Source organism: Mucilaginibacter sp., assembly GCF_041660805.1.
Taxonomy (GTDB): Bacteria; Bacteroidota; Bacteroidia; order Sphingobacteriales; family Sphingobacteriaceae; genus Mucilaginibacter.
The window spans coordinates 36,447-55,344 of record NZ_JBAZVP010000008.1 but is presented as its reverse complement, the minus strand read 5'-3'; the positions used below and the strand labels follow the sequence as shown (position 1 = coordinate 55,344).

General features: G+C 40.5%; 20 protein-coding genes. 5 read left to right on the top strand and 15 right to left on the bottom strand.

The genetic code is table 11. The annotated features are described in order from the left end of the window. The first annotated feature begins 25 nt into the window (after positions 1 to 25). The gene (locus WC743_RS12705) at positions 26 to 301 is read left to right on the top strand and encodes a hypothetical protein (protein WP_373012381.1); all 276 of its coding nucleotides are present in this window, start codon (positions 26 to 28) and stop codon (positions 299 to 301) included. A gap of 29 nt (positions 302 to 330) precedes the next feature. Here the strand turns inward: WC743_RS12705 and WC743_RS12700 are convergent, their stop codons facing one another. Beyond that, positions 331 to 1,254, bottom strand: coding sequence for a sugar phosphate isomerase/epimerase family protein (locus tag WC743_RS12700; RefSeq protein WP_373012380.1), 924 nt, complete (start codon positions 1,252 to 1,254; stop codon positions 331 to 333). A gap of 162 nt (positions 1,255 to 1,416) precedes the next feature. Between WC743_RS12700 and WC743_RS12695 the strand changes: the two genes are divergently transcribed. Beyond that, positions 1,417 to 2,043, top strand: a complete 627-nt coding sequence (locus WC743_RS12695; RefSeq protein WP_373012379.1) for a hypothetical protein — start codon at positions 1,417 to 1,419, stop codon at positions 2,041 to 2,043. A gap of 12 nt (positions 2,044 to 2,055) precedes the next feature. Here the strand turns inward: WC743_RS12695 and WC743_RS12690 are convergent, their stop codons facing one another. The 13 genes from WC743_RS12690 to WC743_RS12630 all read right to left on the bottom strand — a co-directional run bounded on the left by WC743_RS12690 (position 2,056) and on the right by WC743_RS12630 (position 16,278). Then, positions 2,056 to 4,656, bottom strand: a complete 2,601-nt coding sequence (locus WC743_RS12690) for a glucosidase (RefSeq protein ID WP_373012378.1) — start codon at positions 4,654 to 4,656, stop codon at positions 2,056 to 2,058. A gap of 8 nt (positions 4,657 to 4,664) precedes the next feature. After that, positions 4,665 to 5,735, bottom strand: a complete 1,071-nt coding sequence (locus WC743_RS12685) for a dipeptidase (RefSeq protein ID WP_373012377.1) — start codon at positions 5,733 to 5,735, stop codon at positions 4,665 to 4,667. A 44-nt stretch (positions 5,736 to 5,779) separates the two neighbouring features. Then, complete coding sequence (locus tag WC743_RS12680) at positions 5,780 to 6,895, bottom strand: D-TA family PLP-dependent enzyme (RefSeq protein WP_373012376.1); 1,116 nt, start codon at positions 6,893 to 6,895, stop codon at positions 5,780 to 5,782. A gap of 13 nt (positions 6,896 to 6,908) precedes the next feature. Further along, complete coding sequence (locus WC743_RS12675) at positions 6,909 to 7,373, bottom strand: RidA family protein (RefSeq protein WP_373012375.1); 465 nt, start codon at positions 7,371 to 7,373, stop codon at positions 6,909 to 6,911. A gap of 123 nt (positions 7,374 to 7,496) precedes the next feature. Then, positions 7,497 to 8,597: a hypothetical protein gene (locus WC743_RS12670; protein ID WP_373012374.1), complete on the bottom strand. Its 1,101-nt coding sequence runs from the start codon at positions 8,595 to 8,597 to the stop codon at positions 7,497 to 7,499. An 81-nt stretch (positions 8,598 to 8,678) separates the two neighbouring features. Beyond that, positions 8,679 to 9,497, bottom strand: a complete 819-nt coding sequence (locus WC743_RS12665; protein ID WP_373012373.1) for a hypothetical protein — start codon at positions 9,495 to 9,497, stop codon at positions 8,679 to 8,681. Positions 9,498 to 9,506: 9 nt separating this feature from the next. Continuing rightward, positions 9,507 to 11,051 carry a phosphatase PAP2 family protein gene (locus WC743_RS12660; protein WP_373012372.1) on the bottom strand — a complete coding sequence of 515 codons (1,545 nt, stop codon included), beginning with the start codon at positions 11,049 to 11,051 and terminating at the stop codon, positions 9,507 to 9,509. A 6-nt stretch (positions 11,052 to 11,057) separates the two neighbouring features. Further along, positions 11,058 to 11,999: a hypothetical protein gene (locus WC743_RS12655; RefSeq protein WP_373012371.1), complete on the bottom strand. Its 942-nt coding sequence runs from the start codon at positions 11,997 to 11,999 to the stop codon at positions 11,058 to 11,060. A 188-nt stretch (positions 12,000 to 12,187) separates the two neighbouring features. Continuing rightward, positions 12,188 to 12,739 (bottom strand): hypothetical protein, encoded by a 552-nt coding sequence (locus WC743_RS12650; RefSeq protein WP_373012370.1) that lies wholly within the window; start codon positions 12,737 to 12,739, stop codon positions 12,188 to 12,190. A 128-nt stretch (positions 12,740 to 12,867) separates the two neighbouring features. Then, positions 12,868 to 13,992, bottom strand: coding sequence for a glycoside hydrolase family 130 protein (locus WC743_RS12645; RefSeq protein ID WP_373012369.1), 1,125 nt, complete (start codon positions 13,990 to 13,992; stop codon positions 12,868 to 12,870). Positions 13,993 to 13,994: 2 nt separating this feature from the next. Next, on the bottom strand, positions 13,995 to 14,687 hold the full coding sequence (locus WC743_RS12640) for a class I SAM-dependent methyltransferase (RefSeq protein ID WP_373012368.1): 693 nt from the start codon (positions 14,685 to 14,687) through the stop codon (positions 13,995 to 13,997). A 54-nt stretch (positions 14,688 to 14,741) separates the two neighbouring features. Continuing rightward, a complete protein-coding gene (locus WC743_RS12635; protein WP_373012367.1) occupies positions 14,742 to 15,230 on the bottom strand; it encodes a DUF421 domain-containing protein in 489 nt (162 codons plus the stop codon). 187 nt (positions 15,231 to 15,417) lie between these two features. Beyond that, entirely contained in the window at positions 15,418 to 16,278 is an 861-nt protein-coding gene (locus WC743_RS12630) for an RNA polymerase sigma factor RpoD/SigA (RefSeq protein WP_067053926.1), read from the bottom strand. A 221-nt stretch (positions 16,279 to 16,499) separates the two neighbouring features. Here WC743_RS12630 and WC743_RS12625 point away from each other — a divergent pair, with 221 nt between their 5' ends. The 3 genes from WC743_RS12625 to WC743_RS12615 are packed head-to-tail and all read left to right on the top strand — an operon-like array spanning position 16,500 to position 17,780. Beyond that, the gene (locus tag WC743_RS12625; RefSeq protein WP_373012366.1) at positions 16,500 to 17,153 is read left to right on the top strand and encodes a DUF2975 domain-containing protein; all 654 of its coding nucleotides are present in this window, start codon (positions 16,500 to 16,502) and stop codon (positions 17,151 to 17,153) included. 10 nt (positions 17,154 to 17,163) lie between these two features. Continuing rightward, positions 17,164 to 17,568, top strand: a complete 405-nt coding sequence (locus tag WC743_RS12620) for a hypothetical protein (protein WP_373012365.1) — start codon at positions 17,164 to 17,166, stop codon at positions 17,566 to 17,568. Positions 17,569 to 17,570: 2 nt separating this feature from the next. After that, positions 17,571 to 17,780, top strand: a complete 210-nt coding sequence (locus tag WC743_RS12615) for a helix-turn-helix domain-containing protein (protein WP_373012364.1) — start codon at positions 17,571 to 17,573, stop codon at positions 17,778 to 17,780. 153 nt (positions 17,781 to 17,933) lie between these two features. Here the strand turns inward: WC743_RS12615 and WC743_RS12610 are convergent, their stop codons facing one another. After that, on the bottom strand, positions 17,934 to 18,773 hold the full coding sequence (locus tag WC743_RS12610; RefSeq protein ID WP_373012363.1) for an MBL fold metallo-hydrolase: 840 nt from the start codon (positions 18,771 to 18,773) through the stop codon (positions 17,934 to 17,936). Between the last annotated feature and the right edge of the window lie 125 nt (positions 18,774 to 18,898).

Genomic DNA, 18,898 nt, shown 5'->3' with positions numbered 1-18,898 from the left:
CATTTAACTATTTAACCCTGATAACATGTTACGAATAGATATCCCATCAACCGCAGATGTTATAATTTCAAACCGGACTTTTAAAGAATACAATCTGCCAACACCAGACAATGGAATAGATACCGAAGTTAACGGCGACCCGGTCTTATTATTTGAGGACGAGAAAGAAGCGGTTGCTTACCTGGATGAGCTGGAAGATTATGCAACAGAACTGGATAACAATTCGCCTGCAAAGCCGGTTATTAACGTTTTGGTAACCGCTATAAATAATGATGAATTTGTACAAGCTTACTTACAATAAGCCTGCACAAATTCATTTATACTAAACGCTTAAACGTTCAGGTTTTTATTGATGTATGCTATGCTGTTGGTTATGCTTGCGAAAGCATCTTTAGGCATATCGTGTTCAACAAAAAAGTTTTGCATACCGGCTGTTGATGCCGCGGCAAAAATTGGCTTAAAGTTGATAGTACCACTGCCTACCGGTAAAATATTTTCTCTGCTTGCATCCAAATCTTTAACGTGCCATAGCGGGAAACGGCCAGGGTGCTGTTTAAACATAGCAACCGGATCTTTACCGCCTTTAATGGCCCATGCAAGGTCAAGCTCCATTTTCACCATATTAGGGTCGGTTTCTGAGAGCATCAGGTCATAAGGTATTTTACCTTCTACCGCATGAAACTCCATATCATGATTATGATAGGCAAATTGCAGGCCTGCTTTTTTAGCGGCCTCGCCTGTTTTATTCAGCACTGCTATTGATGAGTTTAATTCTGATAAAGTTTCAAAAGGGGTATTGGCGCAAACCAAATATTTCACGCCGCCTTCGGCTGCTTCATCAACCAGTTGCTGCATGTTTTCTTTCAGGTTTTTCATTGGTGGTATCACCATAGGTTTACCATCAGGCATGGTAGGCATCTTGGCCCCGGCCGGCATTTTAAAAGGTGCACCCAGCACATGGTGCGATTTCCACGACATGCCTAAATCACTTAACATGGCTTTAAACTCTTTTGGAGGCATGCCATAATACCCGCCTTTTTTGCTGAAAGCCGATTCAATGTCTTTATAACCCGCAGCGGCAACCTTAGTTAATGTGCCTTTTACATCATCATCTATAACATTAAAGAAAGTGAAAAGCTGTATACCTACGGTGTGCTTAGCCATTAAAAGATTAGCCGCTTTGCCTGATAAAGCTACACCGCCAAGCACAAGCGTGCCGGTATTCTGTAAAAATTTACGTCTGTTTAAATTCATATTAATTGGTTTATTGATAACTGGTTAGGTAAATCTAATTCAATAAAACCACATTAAAAAATTATTGTGTCAATTTAACGCATTAGGTAGAACTGCGGTACTTTATTTGGGGGTTACAGAGTAATTTGATAATTAATTGTATTTTTAAGGGTAATAGTTACTATGAAAATCAGAAGCTTTATTATTGGATCCTTTATCTTAATCTTATTATCCTGCGATTATAAAAAACCGTCTGCGAAAACCGGAGAAAAGGGAATAGTTGCGGCTGCCAAAACTGAACAGATACCGTCTACTATTCGCAAAGCCTCAGAAGGAAAAGAACACTTAAAAAGGTTGTCTTTTTATTCAAAGGACCATCACTTTTCGAACGAAAAATTAAAAGACAATTTTACTATTAAGTTTCCAGGAAGAAGTATAGATAGTGGTATTGTAGTATTTGAAATAAAAAGCTCTTTAGGGCACTTGATATTTAAAAAAGAGTTCCCGGCTAGTGATTTATTAGCTGATATGGCGGACGCATTAAGTAGAAAACAAAAAATTGATACAGTTAATGCCCGTTTAACACATTTTTTTGATGAGTCAAATTTTGTTTGTCCGGCTATCGATAACACTGATGAAATTGGTAAAAACCTGGACGATCCGAATGCTGAAGACATCGCTAATTGGAATGAAATCAAAGCACTCCCTAATTCTATAGGGTTTTATTTCAGTTATGGTTACGAAGGTACTTATGGCATCGCTTATTCAAAAAAGAAGAAAAAAGCTGTTGTTATATTTTACAGCGACTAAGAATTTTTAAGCTTAATGATATAAACAATTCGCTATTAAACCTGTCCAGCCGGTTTGGTGTTCTGCCCCTAAACCACGGCCGGTATCGCCGTCAAAATATTCATAAAACAGAATATGGTCTTTAAAATTAGGGTCGGTTTGTATTTTGGGGTTACTGCCGCCTGCTGCCCTGTTTCCGTTATCATCACGCAGGAATAGCTGAGATATGCGGCGGAAAATTTCGTTGGCTACCTCTTTGAGGTTCATCATATTCCCTGATCCTGTTGGGCATTCTACTTTAAGGTCGTCGCCGTAATATAAATAATAGGTATTCAGGCTATCAATAATAAGGTAATTAAGAGGCATCCATATAGGGCCGCGCCAGTTGCTGTTACCGCCAAACATACGGCTGTCGCTATCGGCAGGGATATATTTTATACCAAAATCATTATCACCTACTTTAACGTTATAGGGATGATTTAAATGGTATTTTGATAATGACCTGATCCCGTAGGGACTTAAAAATTCGTTCTCATCAAGCATATAGTTTAAAATGCATTTCATTCGGTGGCCACGCAGTAAGCTAATTAAATGCTTGCCATTCTGGCTTTTCTCGTTCCAGCGCGATACCAGGTCTACCAGATCGGGCCGGTTAGCGGTAAACCAATCCATCCGGCCTTTAAATATGGGGTTGTTAATAATATCGGTATCATCCAACACTTCTGCCGCGAAAAGCGGGATCAAACCAACTATGCTGCGTACCTTCATTTTTTGAGCCGAGCCATCAGCAAAGCGGAGCTGGTCGTAAAAATAGCCATCGGTTTCATCCCATAAGCCGCTGTTGCCGCCTTCGCCCAAATTTGCCATTGCGCCGGCAATGTAAATAAAGTGCTCAAAGAATTTTGAGGCGATATCGGCGTACGCCTTGTTGCCTGTAGCAAGTTCTGTTGCTATGCGTAAAAGGTTGAGCGAATACATGGCCATCCAACTGGTACCATCAACCTGCTCCAGGTGTGTGCCATTGTTAAAACGGATATTCCGGTCGAACACGCCGATGTTATCCAATCCTAAAAATCCACCTTCAAAAATATTGTTGCCCGCCTCATCCTTGCGGTTTACCCACCAGGTAAAATTGAGCATCAGCTTATGAAAGATCCGCTCCAGGAAAAAAGTATCCCCTTTTCCATTATTTGCTTCTTTATCCTGCTGATATATTTTCCATGTTGCCATGGCATGTACCGGCGGGTTAGCATCGCTAAAATCCCATTCATAAGCGGGTAGCTGCCCGTTTGGGTGCATATACCAGTCGCGCACCAATAAATTAAGCTGCCGTTTTGCGAACCCTATATCCACGCTTGCCAGCGGGATACAATGGAAAGCAAGGTCCCAGGCGGCAAACCACGGGTATTCCCATTTATCGGGCATGGATATAATATCGTGTGCATTATAGTGCTGCCATTTACTGTTACGGCCATTCCGGCGTTGTGCAGGTGGCTCAGGCTCTGATGGATCGCCGTTTAGCCATTGGTGAATATCGTAGTAATAAAACTGCTTGTTCCAAAGCATCCCGGCAAAAGCCTGCCGTTGTATTTTTGCTTTATCTTCGTTTTTCTCCGTAGGCTGCAGCTCTAAGTAAAAATCGTCGGCCTCTTGCTTACGCGATGCGAATACCTCATCAAAATTATCAAACGTATTTGCGGCCGTTTCAGACATCATCAGGCGTATAGTGGCACTCTCGCCCGCCGGGATAGTAATATCGTAATTAAGCGCCGCTTTAGTGCCTTTTTTGGTCGGATCAACGGTATCGGCACCGTACAGGATATGATCGTTTATGCCGTCTTTATAAAACCGCTTATCACCATCAACATTATTAAAACGTTTAGCATTGGTTTCGTTATTGCAAAAAAGCGATTCGGGTTCGCCTTCGGCAGATAACCATAGTTCACCTAATTCTGTATGTTCTATTTTAATTTGATTGTTTACCGTTGCCGATAATTGAGGAGTGTAGTTATCATAGCCCCAATCCCATGTGTTACGAAACCATAGGGTAGGCAGCACATTTAAAGCCGCGGCCTCCCTGCCCCTGTTGTGGATAGTTATTTTTATGAGGATGTTATCTGTTGATTGCTTGGCATACTCAACAAATACATCAAAGTATTCATCATTGTTAAAGATACCGGTTTCCATCAGCTCATATTCCGGCTGATCAAGTCCCCGTTTTTTATTCTCTGCTACCAGTTGATTATATGGGAAAGCTTGCTGCGGGTATTTGTACAGCATTTTCATGTACGAATGCGTTGGCGTATTATCAAGGTAATAATACAATTCCTTTACGTCCTCGCCGTGGTTACCTTCGGAATTGCTTAAGCCAAAATAGCGTTCTTTTATGATGGTATCTTTCTTGTTCCAGAGTGCTATCGCGAAGCATAAACGCTGGTCATTATCGCATATACCGGCTATACCTTCTTCGCCCCAGCGGTAAGCTTTGCTACGGGCCATATCATGGGTAATGTATCCCCAGGCATCGCCATTGGCGCTATAATCTTCCCGTACTGTTCCCCACTGGCGGTCGCTTACATATGGCCCCCATTTTTTCCAACCCGTAGCTTTTAGCCTTTCCTGTTCTGCACTCATGTAATTTTTTATTTCCACGCGTTTCGTAAAAACCGCAGCCAGTTACCATGCATCATATTTTCAATGTCGGTATCTGTATAACCACGATTTTTTAACAGCTGCGGTACCTTTTGCATATCGGCAATGGTCTCTAAATCATAAGGGCATTGCTCCCTGCCAAAAGCGCCGTCCAGATCTGTCCCCATGCCTACATGCAGCGTATTACCCGCCAGCTGACAAATATGGTCAATATGATCAATCATCACATCAAGGTTGCAATTCATTTTACGTGGCGTTGACTCTCCCCTCACCCAATTGGGCACCATCATCCAGGCATCAAGGGCCGCGCCTATTACCGCGCCGCGTTCAACCAGGGCTTTTATCATCTCATCACTGTACTGGCGGTTATGGTTCACTAATGCACGGCAATTGTTATGGCTGGCCCAAACGTGGCCGTTAAAGTTGTCAAGCGCCTGCCAAAAAGCATCGTCGCAAAGGTGTGTAGCATCAAGTATGATATGGAGCCGCTCCATTTCTTTAAGTAACTCAATACCGTTTGCCTTCATCTTTCCGGTTGCATCTGTACCGTTTGCATACCTGCCCGGCCCGTAATGCGCCGGGCCTACTGCCCGTAAACCGTTATTATAAGCACCTTGCAGGTAACTTACATCTACAATAGAATCGGCACCTTCCAAACTCAGTATGTAGCCTATAGGTTTATGCGTATTATCTTTACCATCTGCCCAAAGCTGCAAATGTGCTTCAAGGGATTGCAGATTGTTTATCTGCACCATTTGCCCGGCAGTCTCCATAGCTTTGTACCAGGCCAGTTGCCCCTGTGTTTGCGCCCATGCCTGCTCCGGAGAGTGCCAGCCGGGCAAAGGGTTACCGGGTGCAACATATCTGCCTATTTGTGTGGCTACCACCAAACCGATATTACCTTTACGCAACTCGAGTAAGGACACCACCGCTTTGGCACGGTCGGGTTTATCTGTTAAACCTTCCTCACGCTTGTTAATATCAGCAACCGGAATTTGCAGGTCGCGGTTCCATTCCAGCGCGTTCATGCTAAGGTCTAAATGGGCATCAATGATGAACATGATTTTATTTATTTTGATTGACTTGACTAATTAACAAGCAGTTATTATATGGTGATCTTCCTGTCGCGGGCAATGTTTCTCCACTCACCTTTAATATGCTTATTTTCAATTGTTATAGCGCGCTCATATAAAGCTATTGTTGGGCAAATATGATAGGGCAAGCCATATAATACATCGCCTATTTTATAGTGATGGCCTTTACCTGCATCGGCCACTAAGTGTTCTTCGCTCTGTCCGGTAAACACCAGTTCGGGCGCATTTAAAAAGTAAATTCTTTTAGCTAATTCGTTTTCTGCGGATACCGATTTATGGCCAATATCAATACAGATCTTCCCATCATCAGGCAAGGAAATTACCCTTCCTATAACAAGCGCGGCCGTTTGAAACTTTTGTTCTTCAAAAGCTAATTGATAGCCCCTGTCCCAGTACGCAAAAGTGCCGGGACTGCATTCTACACCTTTTACATCAGCAAGTAAGGGAAATGTTGGTGAGCCACCTGCAATAATAACAGGTTCGGGATAACCGCTATCTATAATTGCATCTGATAACTCATATACAGGTTTCATCGCTTCGTTTAACCGTTCGTTTCTAACAGCCAGGTCCGCATCATGTATATGACCATCATAGGCATGCAAGCCAAGCATTTTTATACCGTTGATTGAAAGGCAGGCCTTATAAAGCTCAAAAGCTTCTTTATCCGGCACAATACCTGTGCGGTTCATGCCAACATTCAGATCAAGAAAAACGGGGATCTGCAAATCGTTTTTTAATGCTTGTTCAGCAATCCCATTCGCGGTATCTATATTATCAAGAAGGCAGGAAAATGATGTATCCGGATATGCTTTTATCAGTTGGATAAACCGCTCCAACTTTGGCCCGGCAGGCTGATAGGCCAATAATACATCGGGCGCCTTGCACATACCCAGCATTTCGGCTTCGGCAATAGTGGCGCACTTGAATTTGGTAATCCCTGCCTGCAGCATCAGTTTGGTAACATCGGGGCTTTTATGTGTTTTTACATGCGGGCGTAAGCGGCTTACATCGTGTATAAATGCTTTCACCAGCCCAATGTTGTATTGTACCCTATCGGGATATACCACCAGGGCCGGTGTATCCAGCTGGTCTACGTCTTTAATTGTGTACCATTCCTGCTCTACCATAAATAAATAATTATTAAGCCAGTTCAAAAAGCGCTTCTATCTCAACAGGGATATTGTCAGGTAACGAGCCCATGCCCACAGCGCTGCGTACGCCAATACCGTTATCCTCACCCCAAACCTTAGCGAATAATTCGCTGGCACCATTTATAATGAATGGGTGCTTTTCAAAGTCGGGAGTGCAATTAACCATACCCAATACTTTAATAACCCGTTTTACTTTATCAAGGCTGCCAATATTGGCCTTGATAGTTGCAAGCATGGCTAAACCAACCTGCCTTGCAGCAAGCTTGCCTTCTTCGGCAGTCATATCTGCACCAATGCGGCCAATAATTAAAGTACCGTCATCCTTAACCGTTCCGTGACCGGATAGGTACAGGTATTTGCCATCAATTAAACAAGGTTTGTAAACACCCAAAGGTTTTGGTGCGGGCGGCAGGCTTAAGCCCAACGCTGCAAAGTTTTGTTCAGCAGTATTCATTTTGTAAATCTATAAAGACTTAGCGCAAATTCCCACCAATCTGTGCATAAAATCGCATCTTCCTGTAACCAAAAAAAGCCGGGAGTTTGTCCCGGCTTTTTACTTTATCAATTATTTGAATGCTTAAAATTTAAACGTAACACCAATATTTACAGCATAATCTGCAAAGGCGGCATCTCCATGACTGGTAACGCCGGTTAACTGTGTTGAAATTTTATCCGGAACACTTTGTGTACGGTTACGTACCAAAGCAACGGGAACAAATGAGTAAATAGAAAAACTTTTAACCCTGTAGGTAATACCTGGTTCGGCAGATATTATATAACCCGGCCTGCGGAAACCATTGCTGCCACCTATCAGATCTTTAGCTGGTAAACATTCCTCACGTACGCCCAACGAAAAGTTAAAATCACCTGCACCATAGTTTGCACCTGCCCTTATCATAAACTGATCAGGAACGCTCATAATATCACTGCCATTAGCAACCGCTTTTGCACTTGGGGTACCGCCGCGTGCAGAAGACACGCCATTTTGCTCGCGCGGACTAATCATGTAATAAAAGCTACCGTAAAAGCCAAATTTGTGCGAAAGATTATAATAACCATTTAACTCTGTTATGATGCCTGTACCGCCATCACCCAATTGTATAGACTGATCAACAGGGCCAAGTACCTTTGCGCCGTTCACGCCCGTGTGTTGAAAATAATCCTGGTAGGTATAGCTACCGGTAGGCAGTTTTAAACCTAAACCTGCTTGTATATTTCCTTTACGTGCCTTAGCAGGGTTTAATAACCAGGCATATGCTCTAATGCTCACATCGCCAATACCGTATGAGTGTGTATAGTGTCTTTCTTTACCACCATGCTCATATAAAGATGAACGGCTGTTGGCCAAAACAGGGATATCTAACGAGAACGACCAGCGGTTATTAAATATGCGGGTAAGTGTAAGATCTTGTGCATAAGAATGGTTGATAACATTTGTACCTAATGCAATACGTTGTTTTTGTTCTGTTCTGCCAACAAAGTGTTTGTATGACCTGTAATAACGGCTGTTACTATTAAACAACCATGCTCCGTTTGATGATACGCTATCCGGATGTTCATCCATCGCGCATAAACCGCCGGTGCTCCGTATAGCCACACAGCCTTGTGCGTTTACGTCTGTTATATTAAAAAGTAAGTATGCAGCAATTCCGATAAAAAATTTGTAAGTGAACTTCATGATTTTGTTTATAGTTAATTAGTTGGTATACTATAGCAACACATAAGTATGCTATAACCTGCTTATGCAGGCTTTTTTTAATTAGTTAAATAGTTTTTTGTTATTGAATTTATTGAGGAAAGATGTAGTAATGCCGGAGGGTACATATTTAATAGCGAACCATAATGCCAGTATTGAACCGTAACTGCCGCCACGTTCTATCCATTCAAAAACCTCATAATGCGGATAAAACAGCTCCGTTGAAATTTTCCAGATGAATAATAACAGCAATAACGAACGGAAAGGTTTTATCAGCACAGTACAGGCAGCAGCTATTTCAAAAACGCCGGCAAAAATTGCCACTTTACCAGGATTTGAAAATCCGAGAGAAGCATATTGATTAAGCAGGCCTTTCTTTTCGATGATATTTAACCAGCCATGCCCCATCAGCAAAAGGAATACTACCACTTTTAAACAATGGCTTACATTTTCCATTGTTTTGGCAGATACCTGTTCGGCAGGGTCAATAGGTGTAAATAATTGCTTAAAGCTTTTTATACCGCCTGATAATATTAAAAATGCTAGCGGAGCACCAAAGTTCCCCGCACGCTCAATAAATTCTGCAAATGGTTCGCCGGAAGCCGGTCGTAAAAACGCGGTGATCAATCCCCATACAACCAGCCATAAAGCAATGGCACGTATAGGATAAACCAGCATAATTATGCCCAGTAAAATATCAACAAAACCAACCCAGGGCATTAATGTGTAGGCCATACCTTTACTTATACCAAATACCGCAAAGTAATTGCACCAAATCTCTTTGGTAATAATACCAAATATACCATGGCCTATAAAGCACATAACTATAGCTACACGCAATATATAATGTACTTTTTGTTCGGTTGTAAGTAGTAATTTCATCTGTCCCTCCTAATTTCCTGCTCCGTCTGTTTTAGCTCTTTCTACCGCGTACTGGCCTACTTTGGCACCTGTTAATAACCCCACTTCGCAATCGCTGCGGTAGTGGATAGCCCCGTATAACCTTGACATTGCCGCTTCATGCGCCATGTCGGTAAACTTAGTCCCCCTGTCAGGTAATAAATAGGTTAAAACTGTAGCAGCAGCACCACTAAAGTTAGAGTGACCTGATGTATACGATGGGAAATTTGGTATACCTGTTAAGGTTTTAATGTTCATCACCATTTGTGTTGGGCGTGGGTTAAAGTAAAAATACTTAGCATCCCAGCATACAATTGCAGCATCCATTTCGGCCATATTCAATAAGGCTAAATTGCGCGCCCAGCGTATTTCACTATAGTTTTGCTTCACAAATTCTTCGGCAGCAATTGTGTTCCAGTGTCCCGGAGGGGTTACTGTGCCTACGCCATCAGCCCAAAAGCTAACAATGCGCTCATGCTCGCGGCTTTTATCCTGGCTCATTGCCAATACCTCATCGGCTTCTTTTTTAAACTCGGCAGAACTTGTTGAATACGGCGGCGGCGGGCGCAATGCTGCTACAGTAGCAGAAGAAAATAAGAAAGGTGTTACCTTAGTGAATAACGGCAGCATTGGCGGGCGTTTAGGTGCTTCAAGGCTTAACCAGGGTGTTTCACCTTTAGCTGTTGCAGTTGTTTCAAACCCGGTCCAATCTGCTTGTGTACCAATAGCAGCACCGGCTTTATCGGAACGTGCACGTGCTAAAAATACGTTTGCTACCTGTTTACCTAATGATTCACCAGCTTCCAGATCTGAGCGTGTATTTGCACCAGCCATTAAACGATATAATTTTTCTTCGGCAACTTTCTGTTGAATATAATCCAGATCGCCGGGGAAAAGCAATTCCATCATTTTAGCAGTTACACCAGCTACAACCGCATCTTCACTCGGGTATGATGGCAGGTCTGATTTTGGGATTAACGCTTGTATAGCAGGGTCGTTTTTATAAGGCGCAGCACGATTAAATTGCTTTTTAAACTTCCAGGCTGCAACCAATGCATCATACTGGGCTGCGCTTACATATGCGTACGCACGGGCCGCATAAGGCGGGTTAGAGAATGGAAATAACGGATACGCCAACGGGTTAGCAGCACTTGGGAATGGATAAGTACCATCGTCTTTTTGATATGGCGGTAAATTATGCTTGGCAACAAGTTCGCGCAAAATTTCGTTCCACCTTAAAACAGAACCTGCACTCCAGTATTTGATAATATCCTTTTGCTCACTGGTCAAATTTTTCTGATAGCTTTTTATCTCGTTTAGATCTGCCAGATAATTTGGCGAAGTAATAACATCCGGAGTAGCTATAGTAAAAGTAGTTGTAGCCGTTAATATTGGTGTCCAGGTATCAGCATTCAGGTCGATATTAGCAGGTGCTAATGCCGGGAATGTTTCATTACGTTCAACAATATTCTTTTTACATGCCCCAAATGATATAGCTAATATCAAAGGCAATATATATAGTATAGTTTTTTTCATGATTTCTTATTTACTCGATTTATCCTTTTTTACAGCAAACACATAATATACACCACCGAATAAGGAAGTATTTTGACCAACATTCCTGCCGGCAACAACATAGTTACCACCTGCTGTAAATTCAAGCCCCTGAATAGATTGGAGACTATATTTAAAAATACCGCCGACCATGGTGGCATTCATCCTGTTGCTCAGGAAAGGCATATTGTTCCTGCTGATATCAAAACCACTTAATGAAGTAACTTTTGTTAAAGTAGCTTCGGCATTAAATTTTAAGCTGCGGTAACCTGTGCTAAATAGAAAATTAGTAGCATTAGGCATTGCAACCTGGTTGGTATAATGCATTTCGGTAGTATAGTATGAATCGCGGTCTATTGTTACATTATCCTTACGGATATACTGGCCGGACCCGGCTACAAAGAACCTGCCTACCTGGTAATTCAATAAAGCTTTAAGTGCTATGCTTTTGGTTTGCATACCAATTGCCAGCGGTAAAAAATCGGCTTCGTATTTACCAACAGGTATAGCGCCGGATGCAATAGCATGCAGGCTTAATAAACCACGGCCCACTTCCTGCCTTACGGCCATCCACTTAAATGCAAGGTTAATATCCTGCACACCACTCTCGCCGCGTAAAGTACCGGCACTTGCATTGGTTTTTACATATGGGATCATAAATAACAGGTTAATACGGTTGCTTAGGCCATAATTACCGCCAATTGCATATACATTACTGCTTACTGTGCCCATGTTTAAATTGGTGCGTTTCAAACTTCCTTCCCAGTAATTATCCCAGCTGTTATGGGTATAAACACCGGCGGCACAGAAGTAATTTTTGGGTATCATTAAGGCATCATTCTCTGTTTGTGCGCTAACAGTTTGCGTTAACAGCAGGCAGGCGAATATGCCAATACAATATCTTAGTACATATTGAGTAAAGTATTTCATATAAAAATTAAATGAGTATAAATTCTGCTAAAGACACCACACTTAATAATAGGCTTAAGCACAGGTGTTATATATCCTTTACATTTTTTACCGGGTATCAAGCCAGGGAAATACAAGATGAATAACTATCCCCCGGTATTGAGGCACAGCAAAAAATGTAAGGGATACAAAAAATCAAATATATTTTGTTAACAGCTGGAGTTTGGCGGTTTGCCAGGAGATTCAATGTAAGGATTTGTTAAAGCGATAGATATAGGGTTTTCTTTAGGTTCTATTACATCTGTAAAAGAAAGAAATTTATATTGTGCAACAGGGATATTGCACTCAAAGCCGGTAGCTGATTTTTTAGCAGGTGTCTCCTGCCCTTTTTTACTTACCGGAACATCGCTTACGTTTTTGGCTACAATTATATTTGCATTTACCAAATGTGTTTTGGTATCATTAGCTATACATACTAAATACATAGTATCGCGGGTCATTTTTACACCCACATAATTATAAAAGGCATCTTTCAGTTGAATTTGACCCTGAATGTGTTCATAGTCGGGCCAATCCTGCAAGCCGGGAGATTTCATTGGAATTTTTATCTGCACCAGTTGAGTGGCATCTACTTTGTTTTCATAGATATTCTTAACTATTTGAACTTCAGACTGATGAATAAAATATTGGAAGAAAAGATTATATCCACCCGTATTAAACAGATGCACACACAGCATAAACAACGCAAATAACCTTTTCACTTTCTCTTTAGGGGTATTAATTTGGAACTTAATACCTCGTAAATATAAATTATTTTTATTTATTACAAAAATGTTACACAAGGTATTTTTTTATTTAAAACAAAAATTCAAGCAGCGTGTATTCGCCGCTATTTTTTGGGGTCATATATTGCAACAGCCACGCGCGAATCGGCGCAGCCATAATACATGAACCATTTGCTTTTAAAATAAACAAGGCCTTCCATAAATACCGTGCCTGCGGGATATTGCCCGCTTTTTTCAAATGCTTCCTGCGGAACAAAGAAGGGTTTATCTAAACGGTTAATTGCCTTTGTTGGGTCATTTAAAGCAAACATTACCTGCCCGCCGCAATATGAATTTGCTGTATAGTTTTTATCACCGTAATTGATGTTGTTTTTACCATTATATAATAACAAGATCCCTTTTGAAGTAATTATAGCCGGAGGGCCGCATTCTGTAAGGTCGCTGTCAAAATGGTTTTTCCGGGGTGATATTAATGCTTTAAGCGTACTGTCTTTATTAATTAAGGGTTTCCAATTTACCAAATCTGTTGATGTAGCAGCGTAAACGCCGGTTTCGCCCCAATACATCCAGTACTTTCCATTTATTTTAGCGATAACCTGTTTACCGGCGGTAAGCTTTGTAATAATTGAGGCTGATTTACTGGCGATCTTGAAAAACTTGCCATTGTAAGCATAACGGAATATGGGGCCGTGTTTTTTCCAGGTCTTCAGGTCTTTAGATGTAGCTACACCTAAACGGGGCAGATCATGGTTCCATTGGGTATAAAAAACAACGTAGGTACCGTTAGATGTCATGGCAACGCGGGGGTCTTCACAACCACCAGTCCATTCAAATTCTTTCTGACTATCATTAGCCGGATATAATACGGGCACAGGCGAACGTTTTACTTTAATACCGTCAGCACTTACTGCCAAACCAAGTCGTGATGTCCTGAAACCAATACCAATTCCCGATTTATCTTCTGCACGATATAGAATATGGATTTTCCCATTTTTAACCGTTGCCCCCGGGTTAAAGGTGTCATTAGATTCCCAATCAGTTTTAACCTTGCGGATAGGGTCATAAAATCTTGTAGTTGTATCCGGGCTGATAATAGGATTAACACCGGCAGGCCTTACAAACGGCCCAAACGCCCATGAGGGAAGTTTAGTGGTTTGAGCGGTTAAGGTGCTTGTTATAAAAAACAACAAGCTTAAGATTTTGGTGAACTTACGTAATGTTTTTATCATAATTAGGTTGTACGGGTTAGTCTTGCCAGGTATTGATCCATATCATCTTCAAGTAATATCTCCACCGTCCATCCTTCTGCATTGGCCGTTACTATGAGTAGGTTCTTATCAATATAGAGCCACTTAAACCAATCGGTTTTTTGCCCTTTATAAACATATTGATAAGCTATCTCTCCATAATAATTATGCCCCGCGGGGATATTATGATCGTACAGATAAGCTACGTCAGATGAATCGAATAACAATTGGCCGCCCTGGTTTAATAATTGGTTTGCGTGCTGTAAAAATAAGCGAAATTGTTGGATAGTACCTGTTAAACCTATACCATTCATCATTAATAATAAAGTATCGTATTTTTCTGGCAGATAGTTGTAAATATCGCCCTCAACAGCATTAACCACTCCCCTTTCTTTCATGATACTGACTGCTAAGCCAGATACATCCAGGGCAGTAACGGCCAGGCCATTTTGCTGTAATATTAATGCATGGCTCCCGGCACCTGCTCCTATATCCAAAACTTTACCGTAACATTTTTCAATTGCAAGCAGTTCCAGATCGGGCATTTCATCGGCTGCGCGAAAATATACATCAAGCGGCATCTCCTCTTTTGGTCCGTATTTATTATGTATCCAAAGTTTATTACCTTTAACACCTTTAAAAGAGTCGTATAAAGCCTGTCCGAATATATCTTTCACAGTATAATGTTTACCCAAAGAAAGCAAATGCCCGGTATATTAAACAATCATATATCAGCTTTTCTTTACCACACTTACCTGGCCGCTGTTTTCCATATAGATCTCGCAAATATTCTCGAGGTTATTGTCATTCGCTTTTAATCGTACGTCACTCATTAAATCATCGTGTGTCATGAGGCATTTACGCAGGTTTATCTCGTTCACAGCGCCATTTTGGTATAAGGGTATCTTTTCGCCTTTTAAGAGCTTACCTATTGTTTTACTATGTAAGATAATCATTCTCAGCAGCCGGTGTATTAACACCAGTACCAAACTGCCTATTATTGTAGATAAAAAAGGAGAAGCGCCAACAATAGCCCTGCTTAAAACAGCGCCAAGTATGATGGCTATAGTGTTATCGAAGGCTGATTTTTTACCAAAAGTTCGTTTGCCGGCAATATGGATCAGCGCTAAGGCTATAAAGTAAACTATAAACGCCCGGGCGCTCATTTGCAATATGGTTAGATCTTTACCCTCGCCAAATATTTTTATAATTGTTTCCATAAGGTTAACTAATTGTTACCTCGTAATATACTACAAACGCTTATTGTTTTCAACTAAGTTATTTGTTCGTGCGTTTTAAGTGATCAATAGAATATCCCTTAACGTTTTCTATGTCAGATGCTATAACATAAAAAAGCCTCCTCTTTTATTTAAGAGGAGGCTTTTTAACAGTGGGTAACCGGTAAAGTTATCCTAAATATGATTTTAAGATCTTGCTTCTTGATGTATGACGAAGGCGTTGCAGTGCCTTATCTTTTATCTGGCGTACACGCTCACGGGTTAAATTGAATTTTTCGCCAATTTCTTCCAATGATAACGGGTGGTTACTGCCTAAACCAAAAAACAGAACTATGATCTCGCGCTCACGCTCAGTAAGGGTAGAGAGCGAACGTTTTATCTCTTCTGATAATGACTCATTGATCAGGATCGAATCTGTATTTGGTTCCTGGTTTTCCAGTACATCCAGCAGTGTATTTTCTTCACCCTGTACAAACGGTGCATCCATTGAAACATGGCGACCGGAGTTACTTAGTGTATCAGATATTTTATCTACGGTAGTTTCCAGTATATCTGCAAGTTCTTCCGGAGAAGGCTCACGTTCAAATTCCTGTTCTAATTTTGAAAAGGCTTTGCTTATTTTACTTAGTGAACCAACCTGGTTTAAAGGTAAGCGCACTATACGTGATTGCTCGGCAATAGCCTGTAATATACTTTGGCGTATCCACCAAACCGCGTATGATATAAATTTAAAACCTTTGGTTTCGTCAAAACGTTTGGCAGCCTTAATCAGGCCTAAATTACCTTCGTTTATAAGGTCGCCAAGGGTAAGCCCCTGGTTTTGATATTGTTTAGCAACCGATACAACAAAACGTAAGTTGGTTTTAGTTAGCCGCTCTAATGCAGCCTGGTCGCCTTCCCGGATTTTTTGTGCTAAAATTACTTCCTCTTCGGCAGTGATTAGGTCAACTTTACCAATCTCGTGAAGATATTTGTCGAGAGATTGCGACTCACGGTTGGTAATTGATTGAGTTATTTTGAGTTGTCTCATTTATTTAATTAGCCTCGATTCTTATATGTAGAATTGAACGTGCAAAGGTATTAATTTGTTTCTAAAAATAATAGAATATTGCCAACTAAGCGACTATTTTACTACAAAATGAAATATTTTTTTAATTAGCCGATTAAGAGATAATATTTATTGTAAATCGATAAATAAATTTTGATTTGTAATAAATATTATTTTTATTTGTATCAGTTAATTCAACAGATATGAAAACAATTCGCACGCTTCAAATACTTGTTTATGTCGTATTTGGACTGTTTTTACTTCAAAAACTTCTACCGGGCGTACATAAAGGCTTTATGGAGGGAGCAAACTGGGTATATGATAGAGCTGATGGTGAAAAAACGAGAGAAGGTAAGCTTTTACCATATGTTTTTATCGATGGAAACTTACTTGTAAATAAAACAGATAATGTACTAAAAGCAGACACTGATTACACCTTTAATAACGTAAATATAATTTCTGATGTGTGTTTGAATAATGATATAATACAAACACCATGGTGGTTTGAACTTATAAAGTTTTTATTAGCGGTAGTTAATGTATGGCTGTTGTTTTTGATTGCCAGAACAATTAACAAAGTATTAGTAATGATATATAAAGAAACTATGTTTGATGAGTCCTGTATTAACCTGATAAGAAAAGCAGGCGCATTTATGCTCGCATTTTCATCAATGGATTATGCTTTTCAATGGTTGAGCTTTGCGGAGCAATGGATGCTGATACGGCCGCCTTTGAAGGTAATTAATACATCGTCTTATAATTTCAGCATAGCCCTTTTAGCCATCTTTATATTCATAATTGCCGAAGCTTTTAAGCAGGGCCGTAAATTAAAAGAACAACAGGACTTAACTATTTAAACCTATAATAATGACAACCAATACTTTACATACCCTGCAAATTATTATAAAGAGCATATTATATGCCGGCTTATTTTGGGAAGGGTATAAGCTTTTTAAATTCATTAAAAACCATACATTATTGCATAGCGGAGTAGTAGGCAGGCTAAAGCTGCTTTCGTATATTTTCGTGATTTTGCTGGTTGTTAAAATCACATTTGGTATAATAACCCTTAAAACTATTGATACCGGTAATTTGAGTCATGAAACAGATGCATATACAAACGGATTTTTAGCCGGGCAAATTGCTGGTCAGTATGCCAGAACTGTGTTCCAGAATATCGACCTGATAATTGCCGTTGGCTTTAACTGGTTATTAAGCTTTGTTATACAAAAAGCAATATTATTAAAGCAAGATCAGGAATTAACCATTTAGCCATGCCAATAATTATAAACCTCGATGTAATGATGGCCCGGCGTAAAATGTCTCTTAACGAGTTGAGCGAAAAAGTTGGTATAACCATATCTAATCTGTCCATACTAAAAACCGGCAAAGCCAAAGCCATCCGTATAGAAACACTTGAAGCTATTTGCAAAGCACTGGATTGCCAGCCGGGAGATATATTGGAATTCAGGAACCGGGATTAAGCTGATTTTTGCGACTTTACAGATTATAGCTCATCTAACTAAAACGAAGAGGCAAGAAATCGCTATAGACAACTTTATCTGTAAATCGCGAAAATCAGCTTAATCCCGGTTATAACTTTTATCTGTAAATCGAAAAAATCAGCTTAATCCCGGTTACAGCTCATCTAACTTAAACGTTTCCTTAACCCTTATCCCCTTTTCGGTTTGCTGTAAAGTGCAACATTCGTTTATTGGATCATGTTCAAGGTAAAGAATGTACTCTTTCTCCGTGGCCTCATTTAAAAATACCTTTTTCTCGCCCAGCGTTTTTAGCGGGAACATATCATAAGCCATTACATAAGGTAACGGCAGGTGCCCTGTAGATGGCAGCAGATCGGCCATGTACAAGATATGTTTGCCCTTATAACTTATCTGCGGCAGCATCATGGCATCGGTATGGCCATATACGTAACGTATATTAATATTGTCGGTAAAAGCTACCCCATCATCTACACCAACAAACTTCAGCTGGCCGCTTTCATATATAGGTAATATATTTTCTTTTAGGAATGACGCCTTTTCGCGCTCATTAGGGTTTATTGCCCAATCCCAGTGCTGCTCATTGCTCCAATAAGTAGCATTCTTAAATGCCGGTCTCAAATCTTCACCATCACGCATTACGGCACCGCCAACATGGTCAAAATGCAGGTGGGTTAAAAATACATCTGTTATATCATCACGATGAAAACCCAGTTTCTTTAACGAACTATCCAGCGTGGCATCACCATGTAAATAATAGTGACTAAAGAACTTTTCACTTTGTTTATCACCAATGCCGGTATCTATCAATATCAGGCGGTTGCCATCTTCAACCAATAAACAGCGCATAGCCCAGGTGCACAGGTTGTTATCATCTGCAGGGTTGGTTTTTTGCCAGATAGATTTTGGTACCACGCCAAACATAGCGCCGCCATCAAGTTTAAAAAAGCCCGTATCAATGGTATGAAGTTTCATTTGTAAGCTAAAATATATTCGGGGTGAAGTTAATATTTTATTCAGGCATGTTAATTTTTTTGACCACAAAGTAAAACAAGATCAAGTTTTACTTATGCCTTTTTGAACCGGGTGCTTTGTTCATG

Excerpts from the sequence above, each read along its gene's own strand:
- WC743_RS12705 (WP_373012381.1), top strand. The coding sequence starts at position 26 with ATGTTACGAATAGATATCCCATCAACCGCAGATGTTATAATTTCAAAC.
- WC743_RS12700 (WP_373012380.1), bottom strand. The coding sequence starts at position 1,254 with ATGAATTTAAACAGACGTAAATTTTTACAGAATACCGGCACGCTTGTG.
- WC743_RS12695 (WP_373012379.1), top strand. The coding sequence starts at position 1,417 with ATGAAAATCAGAAGCTTTATTATTGGATCCTTTATCTTAATCTTATTA.
- WC743_RS12690 (WP_373012378.1), bottom strand. The coding sequence starts at position 4,656 with ATGAGTGCAGAACAGGAAAGGCTAAAAGCTACGGGTTGGAAAAAATGG.
- WC743_RS12685 (WP_373012377.1), bottom strand. The coding sequence starts at position 5,735 with ATGTTCATCATTGATGCCCATTTAGACCTTAGCATGAACGCGCTGGAA.
- WC743_RS12680 (WP_373012376.1), bottom strand. The coding sequence starts at position 6,895 with ATGGTAGAGCAGGAATGGTACACAATTAAAGACGTAGACCAGCTGGAT.
- WC743_RS12675 (WP_373012375.1), bottom strand. The coding sequence starts at position 7,373 with ATGAATACTGCTGAACAAAACTTTGCAGCGTTGGGCTTAAGCCTGCCG.
- WC743_RS12670 (WP_373012374.1), bottom strand. The coding sequence starts at position 8,597 with ATGAAGTTCACTTACAAATTTTTTATCGGAATTGCTGCATACTTACTT.
- WC743_RS12665 (WP_373012373.1), bottom strand. The coding sequence starts at position 9,497 with ATGAAATTACTACTTACAACCGAACAAAAAGTACATTATATATTGCGT.
- WC743_RS12660 (WP_373012372.1), bottom strand. The coding sequence starts at position 11,051 with ATGAAAAAAACTATACTATATATATTGCCTTTGATATTAGCTATATCA.
- WC743_RS12655 (WP_373012371.1), bottom strand. The coding sequence starts at position 11,999 with ATGAAATACTTTACTCAATATGTACTAAGATATTGTATTGGCATATTC.
- WC743_RS12645 (WP_373012369.1), bottom strand. The coding sequence starts at position 13,992 with ATGATAAAAACATTACGTAAGTTCACCAAAATCTTAAGCTTGTTGTTT.
- WC743_RS12635 (WP_373012367.1), bottom strand. The coding sequence starts at position 15,230 with ATGGAAACAATTATAAAAATATTTGGCGAGGGTAAAGATCTAACCATA.
- WC743_RS12630 (WP_067053926.1), bottom strand. The coding sequence starts at position 16,278 with ATGAGACAACTCAAAATAACTCAATCAATTACCAACCGTGAGTCGCAA.
- WC743_RS12625 (WP_373012366.1), top strand. The coding sequence starts at position 16,500 with ATGAAAACAATTCGCACGCTTCAAATACTTGTTTATGTCGTATTTGGA.
- WC743_RS12620 (WP_373012365.1), top strand. The coding sequence starts at position 17,164 with ATGACAACCAATACTTTACATACCCTGCAAATTATTATAAAGAGCATA.
- WC743_RS12615 (WP_373012364.1), top strand. The coding sequence starts at position 17,571 with ATGCCAATAATTATAAACCTCGATGTAATGATGGCCCGGCGTAAAATG.
- WC743_RS12610 (WP_373012363.1), bottom strand. The coding sequence starts at position 18,773 with ATGAAACTTCATACCATTGATACGGGCTTTTTTAAACTTGATGGCGGC.